At 70.4% G+C, this 23,192-nt stretch carries 15 protein-coding genes and 2 tRNA genes; 5 read left to right on the top strand and 12 right to left on the bottom strand.

Annotated elements, in window-relative coordinates:
- Window positions 1-7 precede the first annotated feature (7 nt).
- From DDE18_RS18425 to DDE18_RS18405, 5 genes are all read right to left on the bottom strand, one after another.
- Window positions 8-2,542 (bottom strand): beta-L-arabinofuranosidase domain-containing protein, encoded by a 2,535-nt coding sequence (locus DDE18_RS18425; protein WP_211754625.1) that lies wholly within the window; start codon window positions 2,540-2,542, stop codon window positions 8-10.
- Window positions 2,539-5,937, bottom strand: coding sequence for a glycosyl hydrolase (locus DDE18_RS18420; RefSeq protein WP_116573740.1), 3,399 nt, complete (start codon window positions 5,935-5,937; stop codon window positions 2,539-2,541). Before DDE18_RS18420 ends, DDE18_RS18425 begins: the two co-directional genes overlap by 4 nt.
- A gap of 22 nt (window positions 5,938-5,959) precedes the next feature.
- The gene (locus tag DDE18_RS18415) at window positions 5,960-9,256 is read right to left on the bottom strand and encodes a family 78 glycoside hydrolase catalytic domain (RefSeq protein WP_116573739.1); all 3,297 of its coding nucleotides are present in this window, start codon (window positions 9,254-9,256) and stop codon (window positions 5,960-5,962) included.
- Window positions 9,257-9,356: 100 nt separating this feature from the next.
- Window positions 9,357-9,554, bottom strand: a complete 198-nt coding sequence (locus DDE18_RS18410; protein ID WP_116573738.1) for a LuxR C-terminal-related transcriptional regulator — start codon at window positions 9,552-9,554, stop codon at window positions 9,357-9,359.
- A 143-nt stretch (window positions 9,555-9,697) separates the two neighbouring features.
- On the bottom strand, window positions 9,698-12,790 hold the full coding sequence (locus tag DDE18_RS18405) for a glycosyl hydrolase (protein WP_116573737.1): 3,093 nt from the start codon (window positions 12,788-12,790) through the stop codon (window positions 9,698-9,700).
- Between the two features lie 330 nt (window positions 12,791-13,120).
- Between DDE18_RS18405 and DDE18_RS18400 the strand changes: the two genes are divergently transcribed.
- Window positions 13,121-15,607 (top strand): amylo-alpha-1,6-glucosidase, encoded by a 2,487-nt coding sequence (locus DDE18_RS18400; protein WP_133241269.1) that lies wholly within the window; start codon window positions 13,121-13,123, stop codon window positions 15,605-15,607.
- Window positions 15,608-16,238: 631 nt separating this feature from the next.
- Here the strand turns inward: DDE18_RS18400 and DDE18_RS18390 are convergent.
- From DDE18_RS18390 to DDE18_RS18365, 6 genes are all read right to left on the bottom strand, one after another.
- Window positions 16,239-16,311, bottom strand: a tRNA-Glu gene (locus DDE18_RS18390).
- Between the two features lie 96 nt (window positions 16,312-16,407).
- A tRNA-Gln gene (locus DDE18_RS18385) sits at window positions 16,408-16,479 on the bottom strand.
- Between the two features lie 73 nt (window positions 16,480-16,552).
- Window positions 16,553-17,485 (bottom strand): CPBP family intramembrane glutamic endopeptidase, encoded by a 933-nt coding sequence (locus DDE18_RS18380; RefSeq protein WP_211754624.1) that lies wholly within the window; start codon window positions 17,483-17,485, stop codon window positions 16,553-16,555.
- A 6-nt stretch (window positions 17,486-17,491) separates the two neighbouring features.
- The gene (gene gltX / locus DDE18_RS18375) at window positions 17,492-18,937 is read right to left on the bottom strand and encodes a glutamate--tRNA ligase (protein ID WP_116573734.1); all 1,446 of its coding nucleotides are present in this window, start codon (window positions 18,935-18,937) and stop codon (window positions 17,492-17,494) included.
- Entirely contained in the window at window positions 18,934-19,743 is an 810-nt protein-coding gene (locus tag DDE18_RS23445) for a fumarylacetoacetate hydrolase family protein (protein WP_116573733.1), read from the bottom strand. Before DDE18_RS23445 ends, gltX begins: the two co-directional genes overlap by 4 nt.
- Before the next feature lie 29 nt (window positions 19,744-19,772).
- The gene (locus tag DDE18_RS18365) at window positions 19,773-20,174 is read right to left on the bottom strand and encodes a VOC family protein (protein ID WP_116573732.1); all 402 of its coding nucleotides are present in this window, start codon (window positions 20,172-20,174) and stop codon (window positions 19,773-19,775) included.
- A 29-nt stretch (window positions 20,175-20,203) separates the two neighbouring features.
- On the opposite strand from DDE18_RS18365, the gene DDE18_RS18360 reads away from it, so the two are divergent.
- Entirely contained in the window at window positions 20,204-21,076 is an 873-nt protein-coding gene (locus DDE18_RS18360; RefSeq protein WP_116573731.1) for a 3-methyladenine DNA glycosylase, read from the top strand.
- On the opposite strand, the gene DDE18_RS18355 is transcribed toward DDE18_RS18360, so the two are convergent.
- Window positions 21,064-21,705, bottom strand: coding sequence for a sulfotransferase family protein (locus DDE18_RS18355; protein ID WP_133241268.1), 642 nt, complete (start codon window positions 21,703-21,705; stop codon window positions 21,064-21,066). The two genes, DDE18_RS18360 and DDE18_RS18355, sit on opposite strands and share 13 nt — an antisense overlap.
- Before the next feature lie 43 nt (window positions 21,706-21,748).
- On the opposite strand from DDE18_RS18355, the gene DDE18_RS18350 reads away from it, so the two are divergent.
- Genes DDE18_RS18350 through DDE18_RS18340 form a run of 3 tightly spaced genes read left to right on the top strand, consistent with a single transcriptional unit; the run spans window position 21,749 to window position 23,191 of the window.
- Window positions 21,749-22,303: a M23 family metallopeptidase gene (locus DDE18_RS18350; protein ID WP_116573729.1), complete on the top strand. Its 555-nt coding sequence runs from the start codon at window positions 21,749-21,751 to the stop codon at window positions 22,301-22,303.
- On the top strand, window positions 22,300-22,590 hold the full coding sequence (locus DDE18_RS18345; RefSeq protein WP_116573728.1) for a DUF2087 domain-containing protein: 291 nt from the start codon (window positions 22,300-22,302) through the stop codon (window positions 22,588-22,590). The genes DDE18_RS18350 and DDE18_RS18345 overlap by 4 nt, the downstream gene beginning before the upstream one ends.
- Window positions 22,583-23,191, top strand: a complete 609-nt coding sequence (locus DDE18_RS18340) for a pentapeptide repeat-containing protein (protein WP_116573727.1) — start codon at window positions 22,583-22,585, stop codon at window positions 23,189-23,191. The genes DDE18_RS18345 and DDE18_RS18340 overlap by 8 nt, the downstream gene beginning before the upstream one ends.
- The last annotated feature ends 1 nt before the right edge of the window (window position 23,192 follow it).

The raw sequence follows: 23,192 nt of genomic DNA, 5'->3' as shown, positions 1-23,192 counted from the left end.
GTCGACCTCACTCCCAGCGGTCGAAGCTCCCGGCGTGCAGCGCCGCGACGTCCTCGCCGGCCAGCGCCACGCCGTACAGACGGAAGTCGTCGACTGCGCCGGCCAGCCAAGGGTGTCGAGGGTTCTGGGATCGCCCGAGGTAGTTGCGCTGGGTGCGCCCGAGAAGCAGAGGGGACATCTTCAGGGCCGGGTTGCGTCCGACCTCGACTCCGTCGAAGTACAGCCGGCCGACGCCCGCGCCGAGGGTGATCGCCACGTGCGTCCAGGAGCCGACCGGCAGTGCCCGGTCGGCGTCGATGACGTCTTCGCCCTCCATGCCGCTCAGCTTCATCGCGAAGCGGGCCCGGCCCAGCCCGGTCCGCGGCGTGAGGAACATGTAGGTCTGCGAGTTCGAGCCGAGGTCGAAGACCCGGGCGGAGTTCGCGATCGCGTCCAGCCGCACCAGCATCGCGACGGTCAGCTCCGCGAGCTCGCTGGGCAGGCCCTCGGGCAGCACGACGTGGCCACCCGCGCCGTTGAGCGCCACCGCTCCCCCGCCGTCCCGGTCGATGCGGGAGGCTCCCCCGGCCAGCACGGCGTCGGCCCACCGGCCGGTCGCGTCGCGGAAACCGCCGGTCAGCTCGTCGAAGCCGTACCTCGCGACCAGCTTGGGCTGCGGGAGCTGCGGGGGCTGGGCCCAGTAGACGTTGTAGTGCTCGTGATGGACGTCGAGGAACGGGCTCATCCGGATCCGCCGCTCATCAACCTCGAGCGAGTACTCCGCGAACCCCGTCTCGGGGCGGAGCGTCCCGGGGTCGACCACGGGGAGCGTGGGCGGCGGGTCGTCGGCGTACCGCCCGGCGAGCACCAGCGGACCGTGGGTGAGTGCATGCACCGCTGGGTTGTCCGGTGCGGCCAGCCAGATGGGCGTCATCGGCAAGGCAAGCTCGAGCACGTCGCCCTCCTGCCAGGTACGGCGAACCCTGGCGTAGCTGCCCGGGCGGCAGACCACCCCCGGACTGCGGCCGTTGACCCGCAGCGCCGGTGGCTGGCCGGCGCGCTCGGTCCAGCCGGGGACGCGGATGCGCAGCTCGAAGCTGCCCCCGCGCTCGACCACGACGCGGACCCGCTCGTCATACGGGTAGCCAGTTTCCAGCCGCAGCCGGACGCACCGCTCCTCCCAGTCCAGCACCGAGGGCACGAAGAGGTTCACCAGCACCGCGTCGTCCTGGGTGAAGTACACCGAGTCCGCGAACTTCACCTGCGTCTCCATCGCGGTGCCGTGGTCACAGGAGAAGTTCCCGTAGTCACTGCTGTACGAGCCCGGGTCGGAGACGAGCCCCTCCTTGCCCTTGCGGCTGGCCGTCGAGGAGAGCCCGGTGTAGTAGGTGACGTTGCCGTGGGCGGAGTCGGGATCCTGCTCGCCCAGCATCTGGTTGAGCACGGTCCACTCGTAGTAGTCCATGTACTCCGTGCGGTCCGGCTCGCGCAGGAACAGCTGCCGACTGAGCTTGAGCATGTTGTAGCTGTTGCAGTTCTCGCAGGTGTTCTCGCCGAGCTGGCTGACCACCTGGCCCGGCGGGCCGAAGAACTCCGCGTTGCTGTTGCCGCCGATGACGTAACTGTGGTGGTGCACCACCTGGTCCCAGAAGTACGTCGCGATCGTGTGGTAGCGGTCCTCCCCCGTGGCCTCCCACTGCACGGCGGCACCGACCACCTTGGCGATGTCGGTGTTCGCATGGCGGCCCGCGAGCGTGTTCCGGCGCTCGGCGAGGGGACCGAAGATCTCGTCGTGCTCGAAGCGGGTGGCCAGCTCGAGATGGTGCGGGTCGCCGGTCACGAACCAGAGGTTGGCGAGCACCTCGTTCATGCCGCCGAACTCGGTGTGCAGCACCTTCTGCATGACCTCGCGGGAGAGCCGCGAGGTGCGGGTGTCGACCCAGCCGACCATGCCGAGCAGCACCGCCATGGCCTGCTCGTTGCCGAGCAGGCGGTGTTGGTCGAGCAGCCCGGCCATGATCTTGTGGATCGTGTAGTAGGGCGCCCAGACGTTCTTGCCGGCCTCGAGGTCCACGAACGCCTTCTCGGGGAACGCCGACAGGTAGCCCGGGGTCTGTCCCGTGGCCGGGATCGCCGCCTGGCAGTCGGCCAGCGCGGCCACCAGCCGGCTGCCCCGGTCGGCCAGCTCATCGTCTCCGAGGTGGCACGCCGTCAGGGCGAGCCCGCTGAGCAGGTGCCCGGTGCTGTGCCCGCGGAGCTGGACGTGGGGCGCCTCCCAACCGCCGCACGGCTCGGCCGAGGTGGGGAGGCCTGCGGTCATCCGGAAGGTGTGCAGCAGCCGGTCGAGGTCGACGCTGCGCAGGTAGGCCACGGTCCGGCCCATGTTCTGCCGGTAGCGGCTCTCCAGCAGCCGCACGCGGTCCAGGGCTACGGGGCTGGCGGGGCCGGGGATGGTGCCGCTGGGCGTGGCCAGGGCCCGGGCCGGCGCTCCGACTGCGGCCACCGCTCCGGCTCCCAGCGCGGCACCGAGCAGGGTCCGGCGCGCCAAGCGGGTGGTCGTCACCGGACCTCCTCCATCCGGACCTCGACCAGCGCCTGGGGACGCAGCGACACCGGGCCGAGCAGGCCCGAGGGCAGGATCTTGTTGCGTTCGTTGGCCAATGTGTTGATGACCTTCACCTCAATCGTGTTGAGCCCGGGCCGGACTGCGTCGGTGACGTCGACGACGTACGGGCTCCAGAGGGCGGTGGGCAGACGGGTGCCGTTGACGGTCACGACCGCGAGGTCGCGGACTCCGCCGAGGTCCAGCAGCATCCGTCGGCCGTCGACATCTGCGGTGGAGAGCTCGACCTCTCGGGTGTAGGTGGCGCTGCCGGAGAACCTCGGGTCGATCGCCGTCCAGGAGCCGAGCGGCCGCTGGAGCGTCTCGGCGCCCGCCCTGTCCAGGCGCACCGACCAGTTGCCGTCGAGCGCGATCGGTGCCGGCGCTTCCCCAAGCGTGGCCGTGCCGCGGACCTGGCGGCCGCCCCGCACGCCCGTCAGCGTCCAGCTCCCTGCCTGGTCGGCTGCCACCGTGGCTGTCATGCCGGCCGGGGAGTCGGTGACCTCGACCACCTCGAGCGGCGACGACGTGAGGTGGGTCGGCGACGCGACCGGCTCACGGAAGACCACGGCGACCGTCTCGTAGGGCTCGAGCACCAGTTCCGCGTTCGTAGTCCGGGCAGCTGCGGTGTAGGCGGGGAAGGGGTCAGTCGCCCCCGTCGCCGGGTCCCAGAGCTCCGGGGTGCCGCTGACCGGGAACGTCGCGGTGGTGCGCACCGGCTCGCCGCTCTCGTTGTTGACGAGGAAGGCGGTGTCGTCGGCGGCGGTCCGACGCGCCACCCTCAGGGACGGGGCCGGCGACGAGGTGGTGATGGCGGCGCCGCCGGCCTCCGACACGGCCTCACCCACGTCGTGCAGGGTGGCTACCCGCGTAGCCGACCCGGCGCCGTACCGGCGGGTCCCGGGGCCGGCACCGAAGACGTCGTCGAGGACGTCGGCCAGCGCAGCGTCCCGACCGGAGGCCTCGTCGGCCGGCAGGTCACCGACTGCGACCACCTTGCCCCCGGAGCGCACGAACTCGGCCAGTGTTCGCGCCGCGGCCAGTCCGAGGACGGGGGTCTCGGGGAGGACGGCGTGGTCGTACGCCGCGTTCCCCACGACGAGTCGGCCTCCGGCCACCTTCGCGTGCTGTCGCAGCGCAGGGTCGTCGGCGAGCGCACCGTCGGTTAGCAGGTCGAAGTCCACCTGGGACTGTTCGAGGTCGAAGCCGGCCTCCTCGAACTCGTGGTCGACCGCGCCCTGACCCCCGAGACCGTGGTGCTGCTCGGCGGCCCGCTGCGGCTGGATCAGCGCCGTGCGCGCGGCGTCCTTCCCGCGGGCGATCTCCATGACGCGGCCGATCCACGTGTCCATCGGCTCCATCTCGGACCAGAACGTGCTCCGCGGCCCGAACGGCGGCGCGAAGATCACCCGCTGCTCGTCGGTCCACATCGCGTGCAGGAAGACCTGGTTGGCGCCACGCACCGCGAGGGCGCCGATCGTGGCGCGCATGTAGTCGGGCGCCACCTGCCAGCCGGAGTTGCCGAAGGTCTCGAGGACCACGCGCTCCTGGCCGTTCTGGTGCGCGACCGAGCCGGCGTTGCGGGCGAGGTTGGTCTGTACGCCGAGCTCGTAGTCGCCGGTGATCATGTCGGTGCCGGGCACCTGGGCCCACTGGTTGTCCTTGGTCAGGTCACCGGTGTTGCCCATCCGCCGCGACGGGTTGGTCTCGTCCCACAGCGGGTTCGAGATGAGCTGGAGGCGGTGCTCGGCCATCCAGTCCGCCTGGCGCTTGTACCAGGCTTCGGAGAAGCGGTTGTTCACCGCCTGCCAGTACTGCCCGCGGAGGATCTGGCCGCCGCGTCCGAGGTCGTCGTACGACGCCAGGTAGGCCTTGCCGGGCGTGGCCCCGAGACCGGCAAGCTCGCCGGCCAGCGTCGGCGACCACGGCTGCCGCTTGAACGGGTGCGGGTCGGCAGCTGCGAGGAACGGCTCGTCGTCCCAGAAGCCGGGCACGGTGGTGCCCATCGCCCACGGCCAGCGCCGGACGTACTCCTCGGGGACGGTGTCGAGGAACGCGTCCGTTGCGTCCTCGGAGAGCAGGTCGAGGTAGCCGCGGGTGTAGCCCCGGCTGTCCTCGACCAGCGTCATGGAGCCGAACAGGTCCACCTGCCATCGTCCGGCGGGCGCCTGCCAGGTGGGCCGGCCCTCACCGTTGAGCTGCGGGGTGAGCTCGACCAGCTCCGCGGCGTCCTTCGACCCGAGCGGACGAGCGACCACGGCAACCGCGTCGAGCTTCAGCGGCAGCGTGGGCACGAAGTCCCCGAACGCCGAGGTGTCGGAGAAGTCGGAGCCCCACAGCCGGGCGCCGGCGGCGTCGGTCACGACGAGGTCGCCCCACAGCGTCCGGTCGGTGCCGGTGTTGTACGGCGCGACGGTGCCGGTCTTGTACGTATCGTCGACCGCCGCCTTCTGCGCCCTGCCGTCGACGTACGGCGTGATGGTGTCCCCGCGGACCTCGACGGTGATCCGCCGCGGTCGCTGGAAGGTGAAGCCGGGAACCGCGGTGCCGGTGGACAGCAGCGTCGGCTGTCCGTCGTCGAGCCGGCTGACGGTCAGCACGCCCTTCGGGTCGATGCGCACCAGGTAGCCGCTGCGGCCGTCCTGCGATGCGCGTACCAGGATCCCGCCGCTGGTGCCCGACAGCCGGACGTCAGTGCCGGCCACGGTGTAGTCCTGCCAGCCGGCGCCGACGCGCAGCGGCGCGCCGCCGCCGAGCACCTGGCCGTCGACCGCGAGCCGACCGTCCTCCGCGCTCACCCCGCTGGAGCGGTCGAGCGGGATCTCGCCGCCCCCGTCGACGACTGCCGTGGAGCGCCACAGCCCCTTGAGCCGGTGCTCGGGCCGGGCCGCGAAAGTCCGGTCGCCGAGTGTTCCGCCGTGGGCGACCAGGTTGGCCCCACGGCCGCTGGGGAAGTTGTTGTCGTTGAAGAGCCACACCCTCATGCCGGTGCGGTGCGCCTCCTCGATGGTGTGACCGACCCTGTCGAACCACTCTTCGGTCCCGAACTCCGGCCGCATGTCGTCACCGTTGAACGGGAAGAGCACGAACTCGTTGATGCCCTTCGAGCGCATCTCCCGCATCTGGGTGCCGATGATCTCCTCGGTGATGACACCGCCCCAGTACCAGTAGATGGCCGGCATGCTGTCGGCACGCGGCGACCGGAACAGGTCCGGGTCGAAACCGGACACCGCGGCGGCTGCAGTGCGCTGGAGTGTCCCAGCGCCAGGCTGTCCTCCGGTGGCGGGCCCGGCAGCCAGGCCGACGGTGGCGGTCAGCAGGGCGCCGGTCGCCAGTGCGGTCGTGGTCTTCTTCATGGTGCGGTCCTTCCGGGTCGGGTCAGCGGGTGGTCGGGGAGCGGAACGTCCAGGAGCCGGAGCCGGCTGCGAAGACGGCCTCGTCGTCGTCGATGCGCAGCAGCCGGGCCCCATCGGCGCTGGGGCGGATGACGCCCTCGGCGTCGCGGTACACGGGCACTCGGACTTCGGCGGTGCTGCCGCTGGGCACGGTCACGTCGAGGACCACGCCAGCGTCGTCGCGTCGCCAGGCGCTTCGCACTTCGCCGTACGGCGTGCGGTAGCTGCCCTCGGCGTGGGCGAGGTCGCCCACGATTGCCGGGTCGATCACAAGCCTGCGGAAGCCGACCGAGTCGTCGGCCTGGTCGATGCCGGGCAGCCGGGTCATCAGCCAGGCGTCCATCGCCCCGAGCATGAAGTGGCTCTGCGACTGGCCGCTCCCACCGTCCCAGAATTCGCCGAGCGCCGTGTTCCCGCGGACGACCTGGAAGCCCAGGCTCGGGTTCGTGGTCTGCGACGCGATCTTGAGCACGACGTCATCACGGCCTGCCTCGGAGAGCACCCGCAGCACCGACGGGAACGAGATCTCACCCATGACGAGATGCCAGTCCGCCGCCTCGATCAGGTCGACGAGGTGGTGGAGCTGCGCCTGCCGGTGCTCGTGAGGCACCGCGCCCATGTCGAGGGCCAGTGCGGTGGCACCCATGCCGCCGCCACCGAAGACGCCCCGCGCCGGATCGTAGTGGTTGCGCCAGACGGCGGCGGCGAGCTCGGCGGCGCGGGCCCGATACGTCGCGGCCTCGGCCTCCCGACCGAGCGCCTCAGCTGCGTCCGCGAGCCCCTCGGCGACGGCCCAGACACCGAACGTGCCGGTCACCGGCCGCGGCATCGCAGGCCTCTCCGTCGTGGCCCAGTCACCGAGGCCGTAGTCGTAGACCCCGTTGCGCCAACGCTCCGTCGAGCCCTCCAGGAAGGCCAGGTACCGCTGCATGGCGGGGTAGTAGCGGCGAATCAGCGCGTCGTCGCCGTAGGTCCGCCAGTGCTGCAGCGGGATCCGGACCAGGGCCCCGCCCCAGTTGGGGTCGTTGCGGTAGGCGCCGGCCAGTGTCACGTAGTCCGGAACCGTGCTCGGGACCAGCCCCGAGGCCTCCTGGCCGTCCGCGACGTCCTGGACGATCTTGGCGAGGTAGGCCTCGACGTCGTAGTTGCGGGCGATGGTGTCGTGGATGAGGTGGGTCTGCTCGAGCCAGCCGAGCTTCTCGCGGCTCGGGCAGTCGGTGAGGACGCTGACCATGTTGTTCTCCAGCGCCCGCCGGGTGAGCCGGTGGATGCCGTCGAGCACGTCGTTCGAGGTGTCGAAGGAGCCGGCCAACTCGTTGTCCGCCATCACGCGCAGCCCGGCCACGGCGAGCTCGGCGCCGTCGGGCACGCCGACCACCTCGAGATAACGGAACCCGTGGTAGCTGAAGTCCGGGCTCCAGGTCTGCCTTCGGCCCGCGGAGGTGAACTGGTCCCACAGCGGGGCGCCGACATTGCTGATCGACTGGTCGGCGTGGTCGTTGCGCAGCTCCTCGGCCGGGTAGATCCGCACGGTCGTGCCCCGAGGTGCGTCGATCGTCAGCTGGGGGATGCCGGCGATGTTGCGCCCGATGTCATACACCCGGGTCTTCGGCGCGGGACGCCCCTGCTCGACGCCCCCGAGCCGTTCGACCACGCGCACCGGTTCGCTCTGCCGAGCTGTGAGTGCGGCTCCATGGGGCGCGCCGACCGCGACGACCGGCTCCCAACCGGTGCGGACGGCCCCAGGCACGTCCCAGTCCGCCTGCTCGCGGCGGGCGTCGTAGTCCTCCCCGCCGTACCAGTTCGAGGACGTGGTGGCGCCCAGGCTGGTGCGCCACGACTCGTCGGTGGCCACCACCGTGCGGGTCCCGTCCGCCAGGGTGACCTCGAGCTGCGCGATGACCTGCGGGTCACTCGTGGTGCGTGCGAACTTCCGGTAGCGACCGCTGGTGTGCAGCGCGTTCGCGGCGCCGTTCCCGACGCGCAGGCCCAAGGTGTTCGCCCCATCCCGGAGCAACCCGGTCACGTCGTACGCCGCGTAGGTGACGCGGTCACGGAAGTCGGTGTTCGCCGGCTCGAGCACGGCGTCACCGACGCGCCGGCCGTTCAGCGAGGCCACGTAGACGCCGAGCCCGGACACGTAGAGGCGAGCCGAAGTCGCATGCGTGGGCAGGTCGAAGTCGCGGCTGAACACCGGCAGCGCCGGGGGCAGCCACGGCTCCGGGGGAGCCTGGTCGTCGATCTCGGCGGCGCTGGTGAACGGTCCACGAGGCTCCGCCGCGGTCTGGACCGAGTAGTCGACCGGGAAGCCAGGGGTCCGGCCGTCCGTGGTCAGGGTGTCGGTGCGCGGGTAGAGGAGTACTTCGTCGAAGGTGCGCTGTGCCCCGAGGTCGATGGTCAGCCAGATCGGTTCCTCGCTGACGTCGGCGCTCGGGTGGGCCGCGGACTGCCAGCCGGACGCGGTGCTCTCCTGCGGGTTGGAGGTGACGATGTCGTCCGTGACGAGCCCGGGCTCCCAGGTCTTGCGCAGGGTCTCGGTCTCGGAGGCGATCACGAACTTCCCGCGTCCGGAGGCGAGATTGGTGGCCGGGTCGGCCGAGCTGCGCACCTGGACCTCGGCGAGCTGGACCCGGTGCGTCAGCTGCGGGAATCGGCGGGCGGTCGCGGACATGTCGAGGCGGTTCTGTGCGTCGAGGGCCTGCTCCGCGAGCGGCAGCCCCAGCTCGGTGACCTCGAGCCGCACGTAGCGGGCGGCCGTCTCGGGCAGCTCGATGCGCACCGGGTTCGCAGGCTTGTCGCTCAGCCGCCAGTCCTCGTGGGCGATCCAGCGCGCACGCCAGTCAGATGACGAGGTCAGGCCGGCCTCGAACCAGGTGGGCTCGCTCCACGCCGAGGCTGCCCCTTCCTTCCAGACCCGGATCCGCCACCAGGCCCGGTCACGGCTGGACAGCGGTGCGCCGGCGTACTCGACCCGCTGTGCGACGCCGTCTACACGGCCGGTGTCCCAGAGGTCGGCGTCCCCGTCCGTGAGCCGGTCGGGTGTCGAGGCCGCCTGCACCTGGTACGCGGTCTGCGCGGCGCCCCGAGCCCGCGAGGTGACCTGCCAGCTGAGGACGGGAGCCAGGTCGTCCATGCCGAGCGGCTGACTCATCCCGTTCGCCAGCAGATGCGTGGCCGAGATGGTGGTGGACGCGGAGACGGCGGGAACCGAGAGGGCCCCTGCGACGACCGCGGACAGTGCGGCGGTCAGGCTGAGGGTTCCCAGGCGACGGAGAGACATCGGAGGTCCTTCGGATAGAAACGTTTCAGAGGACGGTAGTGTGAGCGTTCACACATCTGGAAGTGGTGTGACCGCATCCGGTCACCCTCGGCTAGGGTCTTCAGACGAGCTTCCGCCGCGCAGCCCAGACCACGGCCTCGACGGGGGTCGCGACCCCGAGCCGGTCGCAGATTGCTCGAGTATGGCGGCGCACGGTGCGCTCGGAGAGGCCGAGTTGCCTGGCGACGCGATCTGTCGACAGGCCGCGCGAGAGCAGCGCCAGAAGGGTGAGCTCGTCCTTGGTCAACACGGCCGACATGGGAAACGTCCTTTACCCCGAGATTAAACGTTTCAGTTGCGCACGTTAAGCCCTGCGCCCCGAGTGTGGTAGGTCCTGTCACCGCGCGTCATCGGCCAAACCGCCCTCGCGGTCGACTCGGCCAATTCGGCGCGGGGCACCCGTCACCGCGGCACCGTCTTCTCGACGTACGGCACCAGCCGCACGGGCCCGCTGAGTCCGTAGGTCTGCCGCGAGGCGGCGCCGTACACCGCAGGCGTGACGACGCGGAGCCGGTTGAGCAGCGTCGAGGCAACCTCGATTTCGACCACGTTGCGGCCCGGCCGGAGCCGGTGACCAAGATCGACGGTGGTGTCCAGCGGGTCACACGGCGGGAGTTCCTCGCCGTTGACGCGTACCCGGAAGGTGTCGTTCACCTCGCCGAGCTCGAGCAGGGCCCCGTCCTCGTCCGTCCAGTCGTCACCGAGATCGACGACTGTGCTGTAGCGACCGATGCCCGAGACGTCCTCGAGACCGGCCACGCGCGACCACGAGGTGGGTCCGGCCAACTCGGCGGTGTGCTCCTCGCGCCGGGTCCCCAGCACCGTCGGGTCGGAGGGATCGGCCGGCTTCCAGTCCTCCAGCGTGAGCGTCCAGGAGGCCGGAGTGAGGGCGCCCCGCACCCGGTCGATCCCGACGGTCGCGGAGCTGCCGTCGGAACGGGTGACGACGTGGGTGCCGGCGGTCGTTGTCCGCAAAGCGGGGCGGCCACCGTGGAGCACGATCTCCTGCCCGGCGGCCGGAACCACCGACGGCGAGCGGTGACCTTGCCCAGGGTCGGCGAAAGCGACGATCGTCGACTGGCCGGGCGCCAGGTCGACCCGCACCCGGACGCGGGCGCCATCGCGCTCAAAGGCCGGGGCCCGCGTTACCGTGCCGCTCCACGCGTCCAGCAGCCACGGCACCGCGTGCGGGTCGCTCGCGGTCAGCCACACGTCCTGAGCGACTCGGTTGAGGCGGCGGTTCTCCGCGTGCCGGGCGTTGGCCAGGTAGTAGAGGTCGACCCCGTCGAGGGTGCGACGCACGTGCATGACGGTGGAATCGGCGTGCTCGACGTCTCGACTGACACCGAGCTCCGTGAATGCGGCGCCGACGCCGGCCTCCAGCACCGTCCGTGTCGTCGGCAGGGCGGCGATGAGGCGCATCAGCTCCCGAACCTCGGCGACCGCCTGGTCATTGGCGCGGCCGATGGGGGTGGTCTGGGTGGTCCAGTCGCGGCCGGCGTCCTGTACCAGCACGACCGGCAGGCCGGCACGACCGAGCTCGAGCACCTTGCGCGCAGCCTCGAGGTCGATGGTCAGCTCGCGACTGCGGATCTTGTCCGGACCGATGACCAACACCTTGTACGCGGGCCCATCCGGCGCCAGGCGGCCGTCACGGAACTGCACGTCGGAACGAGTCAGCAACGGGGCGGTGATGAAGGAGTGGGACCAGCCCAGCTTCGTGCCCTCATTGGTGACCCAGAACGGGCCGATGCCCGTCGACGCCCCGCTCTTCTGACGCAGGAAGACGATGTCGTACTTCGGCGTCCCCGTCTGCAGCACCAGCTGGGTGCGGGCAAGGTAGTCGGCGATCCCGGGAACGTGCTGCCACTGCGGCGTGCGCGGTCCCCACGCCTCCCCGAAACCGATCGCTCCGTTGTAGTACGGCGAGAACGCCGCGAACCCCGGCCAGGTGACCTCAGGAGCCTCCGCGTAGGGAAAGCCGTGAATGATCGCCTGGTTGACGCCCGCCGCGAAGATGCTGTTGAGGGTGACCAGTGCCTGGTTCTGCGACGTGGGGCTGAGGCTGTTGCCGCCCCACATGGTGTTGTAGGCGGCGCCGTTGTAGCAGATCGCCTCGCAGGACAGGATCGTGTGGCCCGCGATGTCGCGACCGCCCGCCATCACCCGGAAGTCGTCGAGGTTCTTGAATCCCAGCGACTCCGTCTCAGCGACGTCGAGGACCGCCGCATGGTGCGTCGTGTCCGTCTCCAGCCCGTAGGCCTGGACGCGCAGCCCCATGCCCAGCGAATGCGCGAAGTCCTGCAACGGCCGGAGGTGGTGGTCGAGGTACAGGTCGGAGAGCACCTGGTTGAAGTCGTCGCGCACCTGGTTGGTCCGCAGCGCGTCCGTCGCCGCGACGTTGCCCGGCGCGCCCAGGACGAACTGGTAGTCCTCCTCGACCTCGAGCACCAGGGGCAGCCACGGCCGCAGGTCGTAGCCGGCGCGCTTCTCGAACTCCTCGAGCAGGTGGGGCGTCCAGATGGTTGCCTCGGTCTCGATCTCGAGAGAGTCCTCGAACAGGTAGCCGCCCGCGTTGCCGAGCAGCCGGCGCATGTGATGGTCGAGAACCCGGTCCTCCCACAGGGCGACGACTGCCCGGGCGCCTGCAGCGCTGAAGTGGTCGACGACGTAGGACCGCGGCGAGGTGTGGGGTCCCGCCTCAGGCTCCTGGCCGGAACCTCGCCGCCAGCAGGCGAGAAGCACCCAGTTGGCACCCGAGGGGTCCGCCGGCGCGGTCCAGGTGAGCCGGTCCCCCTCGACGGAGTCGGTGAGGTCGACATAGGAGCCCGGCTCGAGGGTGGTCAGCGATCCGGCACGCGCCGTCACCCGGTGAGCCTGCACGGTCACGAGCTCCTGCCGGTTGACACCGGCACTGGCATGGACGACCGGCGAAGGGAGGACGTCGTCGTACGTCGTGCCCGACGCGACGTCGGCGCGACCGTGCACCAGCTCGGTGCAAGCGGCAGGGTCGTCGGGGGTGATCGTCGGCACCGCGGCGGGCCATGAGGGACCCACCGTGAGGTCGATCCGCACATGGCGCTTGATCGCCTGGGTCAGGGCGGCCTTCACCCCCTCCACCCAGGCTGGGGTGCCCCAACCGTGGCTCTCGGTGTCGATGTCGATGCCACGTGCCCGCAGGCTGTGGGTGACGTCGGCGACCTCTAGGACACCGAAGCCAGCGTCGGCGACCTGGTCGACCTCGCGGGCGACCTCGGCCGGGTCCACCAGACCATGCGGCCACCACCAGCGGAAGCCGGCGGCGGTGCCGAGCCCGGGACGCGCGAAGCTGCGGGCCCACTCGGATGCCAGGATGCCGCCGATCGCGGGGGCTGCGGCGGGCCCAGTTGCCCGTGCCGCGGCCGACGGCAAGACGGCGAAGCCCGCGGCCGCGGCGGTGGCACCGAGAAACGCGCGTCGGGAGACCCTCTGGGGGTGAGGCGTGTGGGCGGTCATGATGACTCCTCCGTGGTTGAGGACGGATTGCACACGGTGGCCAGGCGATGTGTCGGTCGAGCCCTCTGCGGGGGTCTCTCTTGGCGCTTTTTGAAAGGTTTCAAGATTGAGTCGACACGTTACGTGACCATCACCACACCCGTCAAGCACGGCGCAGTCGGGCGCGAACCTGGCGCCCCGCCCGGGGATCGCCTCGCGTGGGGCGGGAATGCGGCCTTGGCCCCATGGCCGGATCCGGTCGATATGCCCGCGAACCCTTGCCCCGGCGCGGCCGGCCCTCTTACCGTCGCTGAGAAAATGTGAGCGCTAACATCCTGGAGGTCAACACCGATGTCCCCATCTCTCGCCCTTGCTGTGCGCGGCGTGGCGTTGCCCCTCGCCGGCTGTCTGGCAGTACTCGCTACCGACAGTCCCTGGTCCGCGGCCGCGGAAGAACGGCTTCAGGAGGCCGGGCCCGTTCTCGAGGACTACGCACCACTGGCCCGCCCGTTCGTCATGCCGGGCTTCAAGGAGCAGGAGTTCAACGGAGCCCTCTTCGTCGGGCGCGGCGAAACCCGCTTCTCCACCTCCGTCTCGCTCGTCACCGAGTCCAAGAAGGTGGTCCACGAGAACATGGTCCCGAACATCCGTAGCTTCGGGCCGATTGCCAGCGACGGCAGCTACTACGAGATACGGATCAGCTCCGACGACCGAGTGCTGCACCAGGCGCGCCTCGACGCCCTCCAGGCGACGATCGACCATCCCGAGAGCTGGTCCGCAGAGGAGGTCGCGGCCGCAACGGCGGAGCTGCCCGTGCTGCAGAAGCAGTACGACACCATCCAGGCACAGAAGCAGGACATCGTCGTGCGCTATGCCCGCGTGAACGACGAGGAGCTGGTCGGCTCGGTCACCGCCCTCGACGACGGCACCACGATCTATCTGGACGCCAGCGCCCCGTTCGCCGAGCCCAGCACCTACGCGGTCGCCGGATCCGGATCGCTGGCCGGCATCACGAGGGGGCTGGCTGACGGGGACCAGACCGCGCATTTCCGGGTCGACGCCGATCAGGCTGCCGACGGTGCCCGCTCGTACGCGACCCTCAAGGACATGATGAACGCCATGGGGGGCAAGAGTGCCGCGGACGGGACGGCGGCCGCGGCGCTGCACTACGAGCTCGACGCGGGTGACACGCTCACCTTCACAGCTCGCATGGGCGATGAGGCGCTGCCGCCGGCCCGGCGCACTCCCGAGGAGGTCACCGAGCTGCTCGAGCGTGCCAGGACGCGCATCGACAAGGTGAGCGTCAGCGGGTCCGGTCCGCTCGGCGACATGATCGACGCGATGCGCGACGCGATGGCGCTGAACGCCAACTACGACGAGAAGTTCAACCGCAGCTTCGTGATGTGGGGCCTCGGCGGCGGTGGTGACGACATCTTCAAGGGCTGGGACTCGGCCTGGGACGCGATCACTGCTGCCCATCTCGACCCGGCGCTCGCCCTCGATCACATCCGTGACTTCTACGACCAAGGCGGTCCGCGCTACGACCAGCTGCACGCCGGGCCGATGCACGCGTACGCCGCCTGGCGGGTCTACCAGCGCACCGGCGACCGGTCGATCCTCGAGCTGGTCTACCCGGTGATGACCGCGTACATCGCCAGGATGCCGGAGTTCGACGTCAACGGCGACGGGCTGCTCGAGAGCCCGTGGGTGGCGGACCGTCCCGGGGGTCGTGGCAACCACCTCGGTCTCGACGACAGTCCGCAGTTCTTCGGCTACAAGCAGATCCCCAGGGATGGTGGCACCGACACACGTGACCACACCGACCTGACCGACGTACCACTGAACTCCTACTACGGCCTGTTCGCGCACGTCCTCGGCAGGATGGCCGACGAACTCGGCAGGCCCGCTGACGCGAAGCAGTACGCCGACCTTCACGCGGAACTGGCCGAGCAGATGGACGCCCGCCTGTGGAATGACGAGCGCGGCCTCTACCTCAACCGCTACCTCGACGGTCGCTGGGAGCACACCAGCACGCCCACCGTCTTCTACCCGCTGTTCGGCGGGCTGGCCTCCCCCGCCCACGCCCAGCGGCTGGTCGACGAGCACCTCGAGAACCCGGACGAGTTCGGCGGCGCACACGCCCTGCCCAGCGTGGCCCGCAACGATCCCGCGTTCTGCAGCTCTGGAGACCATCATCCCGAGGCCGAGCACTTCATCTACTTCCAGGAACACATGGAGGAGGACGCGTGCGAGGAGTGGAAGGGAGCGGTGTGGCCACCGATGAACGCCACCGTCTACGACGGCCTCAAGCGCTACGGCTTCGACGCGGAGGCAGCCCGGCTCGCCGACAAGAGCACCCGGCTGTGGCAGTCGTCGTACGAGGAGCTGGGCTGGTTCCCGGAGTACTGGGACGCCGAGCCCGGGCAGCTGATCAACGGCGCCGCCACCGACACCGCGTGGCGCACCTACAGCTGGTCAAACCTGATGCCGCTGATGACCTCGACCGAGCTGTTCAGCGACGACGCCTGGGGCGACGTCAACGGCTTCCGCTTCGGCACCCTGGGCCTGCCCGGGCGCAACGCCGTCCACGACGTGCCGTGGCGCGGACAGACCTACAGCGTGGTCGCCGACGCCAGCTCGACCAGGCTCAGCAGGGACGGACAGGTGCTCTTCACCGCCAGCGGCGGACGGGTCGTGGTGCGAGACTTCGTGCTCACCAGCACAGGCGCGACGTTCGAGGTGACCGCGGACCAGAAGGTGACGATCACCGTTCACCCCGAGGCTGCCCCGGCCCGCAGGGTGGCCGTGCCCGCCGGCACCACGAAGGTGCGGCTGTAGCAGTCGGACGGGCACTCGGCACGCTCGTCACCTGACCCCGAAGCGCCAGCGCGGGGCGAGACCGTGCTCCCTGAGGCTCGCCCCGCGCTGGCGCTCGGACGACCGGGTCGGGGAGAACCTCGCCGTCCCGCGCTGCCCGAGGCGCAACGGCCAGACCGTCGCCTCGGCATCCTTGAGCAGATAGCCGGATCGATACCAGCCGCAACTGCCAGCCACGCCCCGAAATGAAGCACATCCGAATCCACGTTTTCCGGGGCGTCGGGTGAATGGCGGCCCATCTCTTGCGCCACCACATGTGTAGCGGCCCCGACCTGGCCCACCTGCGCAAGGATCCGATCGTGCTGCTCGATGCCCCGCCGAGCTCCAGCAGCAGCCTGTGGCGACGCAGCGCCTCCCTGGGACGCGTGGGCCAGGACCGGGCCCAGAGCCGCGTCGCCGTTGACGGAATGGGTTGGCCCGCGGCGATTGGGTATCGAGCCAGCAGGCCTCCGGCCGAAAAGTCCCCGACGGCATTTTCGGCAGATGTGACACAGATGCCCGTAGAACACCGGTTTCCGCCGGATCCAGCCGGACACAGCAGAAGGGCCCCGATCCAGCGTTTCCGCTGGTCAGGGCCCTTTTCTTCGCCTTGTACCCCCGACCGGATTCGAACCGGCGCTACCGCCTTGAGAGGGCGACGTGCTAGGCCGCTACACAACGGGGGCTTGCCTTGCTTCTCACCACATCGCGGCGGTGATCAGCGGGCGAAACTCTAGCGAACCAGGGGTTTCGCACCAAATCCGGGCGGCTGCCCGGACTCGCTGGGGTACTAGGACTCGAACCTAGACTAACTGAACCAGAATCAGTCGTGCTGCCAATTACACCATACCCCAAGGGGGTATCGATCCGGGCCGTAAACGGCCGTCTCGATGACCTTGTGGCCCCTCACGGAGCCGAGGAGGGACTCTACACGCGAGGCCGTGGGGGCTCCAAAACGGCCCCTGACGTGGTGGCCGAGAGGCCCATCCGGTCGGCTGCACGGGTGGCTAGCCACAGGTAGACGAGCGACTGGGTGAGCGTCGCGGGGATGCTCCACCAGGACCCGCCGGTCGGGTTGAGGGCGCTGCCCATGTCGGTGAAGGTGAGCGCCAGCCCGAAGGCCAGGAAGTTGTTGAGCACGTGCATCGCGATGCCGGCCTCGAGTCCTCCGGTGCGGATCACGAGCACGCCGGCGACGATGCCGAAGGCCAGCCGGTCGACGAAGATCGGCGGGTCCTGCGCCCCGTGGGCGAGCGCGAACAGCACGGCAGGCACCAGCACGGCGACGATCCGGCTCCGGGTGAGCCCGCCGAACGCCTGGGTCAGGTAGCCGCGGAACGCGTACTCCTCCCCTGCCGCCTGCAACGGTGTCAGCAGCACCACAACCAGCAGGAAGTCACGGATCGTGCGGGTGAACTCGTTGGGCTCGCTCGCCAGCTCGGTGCCGCCCTGCTGCGGCAGCAGCGTGCTGACGATCACGGTCGCGACCAGCGCCACCACGGATAGCCCGATGCACCTGACGAAGAAGCGCCACCTGATCCGCGGCCGCACCGACGACAGCCACCGCGGCGGGATCCCGTGCAGCCACCGGTTGACCAGCCACGCGGCCGGGATCGACGACGCGAGCACCAGGTTGAGCAGCGCCAGCGAGGCCGGCGTCGGGCGGGAGAGGTCGAGGATCCGGTCGAGGCCGTCGAGCACCGGCTGCCCGGTGGCGGCCAGGTAGAACGCGTAGGCGGCCTGCCAGAAGAGCGGCGCGACCCCGAGGGTGAGGAAGCCGAGCAGCAGCGTGCCGATCAGCGGCCGCCACCAGCCGGGCCGCCCCGCCTGGTGCAGCTCGTGGTACGCGAGCCCCCTCACGGGACGTCAGCCCAGCGCCGACTGCAGGCGCGCCAGCGACCGGTCGCGGCCGAGGAGCTCCATCGACTCGAACAGCGGCGGGCTCACCTTGCGGCCCGAGATCGCGATCCGCACCGGCCCGAAGGCGTGGCGCGGCTTGAGCCCCAGCCCGTCGACCAGCGCGGTGCGCAGCGCCTCCTCGATCTCCCCGGTGCTCCAGCCGTGCAGCCCCGACAGTGCGTCGTACGCCGCGCGCACGACGTCGCGGCCCGCGTCGTCGATCTCGTCGACCCGGACGAAGGAGGTCTCGTCGGCGAACAGGAAGCCGAGCATGGGAGGCGCCTCGGTGAGCTTGTTGATCCGCTCCCCCACCAGCGGCATCGCCTGGTCGAGCAGCTGGCGGTCGGCGAGGTTCTTCGGGTCCATCACCCCGGCGGCCTCGAGGAACGGCAGCACCCGCTCGGTGATCTCGTCCAGCGGCAGCATCCGCATGTGGGCGGCGTTGATCGCCTCGGCCTTCTTGAGGTCGAAGCGCGCCGGGTTGGGGTTGACGTCGGCGATGTCGAACTTCTCCACCATCTCCTCGAGGGTGAAGACGTCGCGGTCGGCCGCGATCGCCCAGCCGAGGAGCGCGAGGTAGTTGAGCACCCCCTCGGGGAGGAAGCCCTGGTCGCGGTACATGAACAGGTGGGCCTCGGGGTCGCGCTTGGACAGCTTCTTGCTGCCCTCCCCCATGACCAGCGGCAGGTGGCCGAACTCCGGCACCGCCTCGGAGACGCCCAGGTCGACGAGCGCCTGGTGCAGCGGGATCTGCCGCGGTGTGCTCGAAAGCAGGTCCTCGCCACGCAGCACGTGGGTGATCCGCATCAGCGCGTCGTCGACCGGGTTGACGAGGGTGTAGAGCGGGTCACCATTCGCCCGGCAGAGCGCGAAGTCGGGCACGAACTCGGTCTCGAAGGTGATCTCGCCGCGGACCAGGTCGTTCCAGCTGACCGAGCCGTCGGGCATCCGGAAGCGGACGACGGACGACCGTCCCTCAGCCTCGAACGCGCCCCGCTGCTCGGACGAGAGCTCGCGGCAGAACCCGTCGTACCCCTGCACCTTGGAGCCTGCGGCCTTGCGGCGCTCGGTGACCTCGTCGGTCGTGCAGAAGCAGTCGTAGGTGTACTTCGACTCCGCCAGCCTGGCGAGGACGTCGCGGTAGAGGTCCTCGCGCTCGGACTGGCGGTAGGGGCCGTGGTTGCCGCCCTTGAGCGGACCCTCGTCCCAGTCCATGCCGAGCCACTGCATGGCGCCGATCATGGAGTCGTAGGACTCCTCGGTGCTGCGCTCCTTGTCGGTGTCCTCGATCCGGAAGACGAAGGTGCCGCCGTGGTGGCGGGCGAACGCCCAGTTGTAGAGGGCCGTGCGGGCGAAGCCGACGTGCGGCGAGCCGGTGGGTGACGGACAGAAACGGACGCGGACGTTGCTCAACGCTGTGCCACCTTGTTCGTGAGAGTGCCGAGGCCGGCGATCGAGATCTCGATCTCGTCGTCGACCTGCATGGGACCGACGCCCTCGGGGGTGCCGGTGAGGATGACGTCGCCGGGCAGCAGCGTCATCACGCTGGAGACGTGGGCCACCAGGGTCGGGATGTCGAAGACCATGTCGCGGGTGTTGCCGTCCTGCACCAGGTCGCCGTTGAGGTGCGTCTGCACGCTCACCCCGTCGAGGAACGCCTGCGGGTCGAGGTCGGTCTCGATCCACGGGCCGAGCGGGCAGAACGAGTCGAAGCCCTTGGCGCGGGTGAACTGCACGTCCGACTTCTGCAGGTCGCGCGCGGTGACGTCGTTGGCGATCGTGTAGCCGTGGATGACGTCGGTCGCCTGCTCCGGCGGGACGTCGCGGCAGATGCGGCCGATGACGACGGCGAGCTCGCCCTCGTAGTGGAGGTCCTGGGTCTGGGTCGGGTAGTAGATCGGGTCGCCCGGGCCCACCACGCTGGTGTTGGGCTTGAGGAACATCAGCGGCTCGCTCGGCAGGTCGTGGCCCAGCTCGGCCGCGTGCGCGGCGTAGTTGCGGCCGATGCCGACCACCTTGCTCCGCGGCAGCACCGGGGCGAGCAGCCGGACGTCCTCGACCTTGTGCTGCTGCTCGAGCAGCCTGATGCCGACATAGAGCGGGTCGCCCGCGAGGGCCACGATCGCCGCGTCCTCGGCCGGCTGGCCGTAGTCGTCGAGCTCGCCCGTCAGGACGCCGTAGGAGGGTTCCTCGCCAGTGGTGAACCTGCAGATGCGCACGGCCCCGACCCTATCGGGCGGCCCCTGCCTCACCCGATCCGGAAGGCACCCCGCACGGGCTGTCGCTCCAGGGCGCCCCGCTCGACGCAGAACTCGTTGCCCTCCGGGTCCGCCATCGTCACCCAGCCGGTGCCGTCCTCGTTGCGGTGGTCGCCCACGACGGTGGCGCCCAGCTCGCGTGCCCTCTCCACCTGCTCGTCGCGGGTGCAGTCGGTCGGCGACAGGTCGAGGTGCACGCGGTTCTTCACGGTCTTGCCCTCCGGCACCGGGATGAAGAGCAGCCCGGTGCCGAGGTGCGGGTAGGCCGGCGCGACGACGACCTCGGGGTCGTCGTCGTAGAAGACGCTCCACCCCAGCATCGCCGCCCAGAAGTCGGCGAGCTTGCGCGCGTCGGCGCAGTCGAAGGTCACGTTGTGCATCGCCACGGTCATGCGCCGAGGCTGGCACTAGCCTTGGGTCGGTGCAATCACTTTGCCGGGAGACCTCGCTTGCTCGGGAGACGTGGCGCGCCCGGGCGGCCGCGCACGAGGCGCGGGTCGACGCGCTCGTCAGCGAGCACCTCTCCCGGCGCCGCGACGGGGTGAAGCACCCGGTCCACGACTTCCTCTTCACCTACTACTCCCACCGGCCCGCCCAGCTGCGCCGCTGGCATCCCGGCTTCGGAGTGGTGCTCGAGGACGCGCCGGAGTACGACGGGGCGAAGGGCTACGCGGGCGGCGCCGTCTCCGGGGCGTACGTCGCGGCGCAACGAACGTTGGTTGCGCAGACCCACGCCCTCCTGGTCGCGACGGAGGGCCGCCAGCCCCACCTCGGCTGCTTCGGCCTCCACGAGTGGGCGATGGTGCACCGCGCCGACGAGATCCGCCACCCCTGGCCACTGCGGCTGGGCGCCGCGGGCACCGACCAGGTCGTCGAGTCGCACCGGATCGCCTGCAGCCACTTCGACGCCTACCGCTTCTTCACCCCGACAGCCCGCCCGCTCAACGTGCTGTCGCCCGGCCGCGACGACCGCGCGGCGTACGAGCAGCCCGCCTGCCTGCACGCCGGGATGGACCTCTACAAGCACGCCTTCCGGCTCTCGCCGATGGTGCCGAGCGAGCTGGTGGCCGACTGCTTCGAGCTCGCCCGCGACATCCGCGTCCTCGACATGCGGGCCGCGCCCTACGACCTCGCCGACCTCGGGTTCGAGCCGGTGCGCATCGAGACCGCCGAGGGCAAGCAGCAGTACGCCGCCGCCCAGCGCACTTTCGCCGAGCGCGGCGCTCCCCTGCGCCGGCGCCTCATCGAGTCCTGCGAGACCCTGCTCGAGGCTGCGGAGCCTCAGAACTCGTAGCCGAAGGCCTCGATCGTGTCGGCGAAGACCTGGCGCACCCGCTCGCGCGAGGCCGGGGTGTAGATGTCGCGGTAGTGGCCGGCGGGGCGGGCCTGGCCCTTGGCGTAAGGCAGCTCGGGCTTGCCCGGCAGGCCCAGGTGCTCCCAGACCTCGGCGAACTCGTCGGCGAGCCGCTCGTAGCGCAGCACCCGGTCGACCGCGATCCGGCCGCGGATGCGGTACATCCGCTTGTTGTTGGCCAGCTGCTCGATCCAGACCTCGTTGACGTAGTCCTCGAAGTCGGGAAGCTCGGGGCGGTCCTTGTACTTCCAGTAGTAGAGCGAGACGACGGCGTCCCACGGGTTCCGTTCGATCGCGAACTTGAAGTAGGAGCGCCACGCCGTAGGGCCCACCGCGTCGCGGGCGAGCCGGGCGCTCATGTGGTTGAACGCCTTGCGCGGCAGCGGCGGCGACTCGTAGTTCTGCGGTCCGCGGCCGCCGGAGGCCTTGCGCAGCTCCTCGTCCTCGGGACTGATGAGCGTGATGATGTCGTCGGGGCCGCACACCTTCGACAGGGCGATCTCGACGCTGGTGCCCGCCGTCTTGCGAGTCTTGGTGAAGATGAAGCGGTGGGCATGCGACGCGATCACGGCCATGACCCTACTGGTCGGGGCTAGCGGTTAGCGTGAGCTCGTGTTCAGTCTCGTCGCACCGCTCCTGTCCGCGCTCCTGCCGCTGGCAGCACCCGCACCGGCGGCGGGAGACGACCCACGGTGGGTGTTCTACAGCCGCGACCCCGCGGCGTACGCCTCCCCGTGGTGGGAAGGCGGCCACCGCACGATGATCGGCTACGGCTGCACGCGAGCCCCCTACTACTCCCCCGACCCGCGCTGCGACCGCGGCCACGGCTTCCACCACGGCGTCGACTACGCGATGCCGTGCGGCACGACGTTGTACGCCGGTCGGCGCGGGGTCGTCGTGCCACACGACTCCCTCGGCCCGGCCTACGGCACGGACCCGGTGCTGATCCGCAACCGCCGGCTCGGCGTGGACTTCCTGCTCGGCCACACGGCCGGCGTGCGCGTGCAGCCGGGCGACCGGGTGCGGCGCGGTGACCCGATCGCCGACGCGTCCGACTCGGGGGCGCCGGACGGCTGCCACCTCCACTTCGAGGTCCGCGCGGCCGGCGGCGGGCTGTCGACCGCGCGCCGCCCGATCCGGTTCCTCGACCTGGAGCCGGCGTCATGAGGCAGACTCCCCTTCCCGAGGCGACGCAGCGGATCGTCGCGCAGTTCGTCCGCCCGGACGGCAGCCTGCACACGATCCCCTCGAAGCACAGCAAGCTGCGCGCGGTGCTCGACCACCTCTGCCAGGCCTTCGAGCTGGGGCGCACCTACCCGGAGTCGGAGGTCAACGAGACGCTGGGCCGGTTCCATCCGGACTACGCGGCCCTGCGCCGCTACCTCGTCGAGGAGGGCTTCCTCACCCGGGAGGAAGGGCACTACTGGCGCAGCGGCGGGACGGTCGATGTCTGAGCCGCGGCAGGCCGAGGGGCGCCAGTTCCGCGACGAGGACTGGTATGGCGACGACCTCGGCGCCGCCCGCTTCAGCGGCTGCACGTTCACCGGCGTCGACCTCAGCGAGGCCACCACGTCCGGCGCCGTCTTCGAGGACTGCACGTTCCACAACTGCCAGCTCAACGCGAGCGTGCACACCACGACCGCGTTCATCACCTGCGACTTCAGGCGCTGCAACTTCTTCGACGCGACGCTGGACGGGTGCAAGCTCTCCGGCTCGGTCTTCGCCGAGTGCGTGATGCGGCCGCTGACCGTGCGCGGGGGGCAGTGGCTGGGCGTCACGATCAGGTCGACCAGCCTCGCGAAGGTCGACCTCTCCGGCGTCGACCTGCGCGAGGCCGACCTGTCGATGAGCGACCTGCGCAACGCCTCGCTCAGCGGCGCACTGCTCGATCGGGCCAGCTTCCGCGAGACCGAGCTCGGTCAGGCCGACCTGCGCGGCGCGTCGCTCGACGGGGTCGACCTGGCGGCGGCTCGCCTGCGGAGGACCAGGCTCGACCTGTCCGGTGCCGTCCTCCTCGCAGAGCTGCACGGCGCCGACGTCGACACCTCGGCCTGAG

It is taken from the genome of Nocardioides gansuensis (genome assembly GCF_003076135.1).
Taxonomy (GTDB): domain Bacteria; phylum Actinomycetota; class Actinomycetes; order Propionibacteriales; family Nocardioidaceae; genus Nocardioides; species Nocardioides gansuensis.
The sequence above is the reverse complement of the archived record's forward strand: the minus strand, read 5'-3'. Positions and strand labels throughout refer to the sequence as shown.

Excerpts from the sequence above, each read along its gene's own strand:
- DDE18_RS18410 (WP_116573738.1), bottom strand. The coding sequence starts at position 9,554 with ATGTCGGCCGTGTTGACCAAGGACGAGCTCACCCTTCTGGCGCTGCTC.
- DDE18_RS18420 (WP_116573740.1), bottom strand. The coding sequence starts at position 5,937 with ATGAAGAAGACCACGACCGCACTGGCGACCGGCGCCCTGCTGACCGCC.
- DDE18_RS18415 (WP_116573739.1), bottom strand. The coding sequence starts at position 9,256 with ATGTCTCTCCGTCGCCTGGGAACCCTCAGCCTGACCGCCGCACTGTCC.
- DDE18_RS18340 (WP_116573727.1), top strand. The coding sequence starts at position 22,583 with ATGTCTGAGCCGCGGCAGGCCGAGGGGCGCCAGTTCCGCGACGAGGAC.
- DDE18_RS18365 (WP_116573732.1), bottom strand. The coding sequence starts at position 20,174 with ATGACCGTGGCGATGCACAACGTGACCTTCGACTGCGCCGACGCGCGC.
- DDE18_RS18400 (WP_133241269.1), top strand. The coding sequence starts at position 13,121 with ATGTCCCCATCTCTCGCCCTTGCTGTGCGCGGCGTGGCGTTGCCCCTC.
- DDE18_RS18405 (WP_116573737.1), bottom strand. The coding sequence starts at position 12,790 with ATGACCGCCCACACGCCTCACCCCCAGAGGGTCTCCCGACGCGCGTTT.
- DDE18_RS18345 (WP_116573728.1), top strand. The coding sequence starts at position 22,300 with ATGAGGCAGACTCCCCTTCCCGAGGCGACGCAGCGGATCGTCGCGCAG.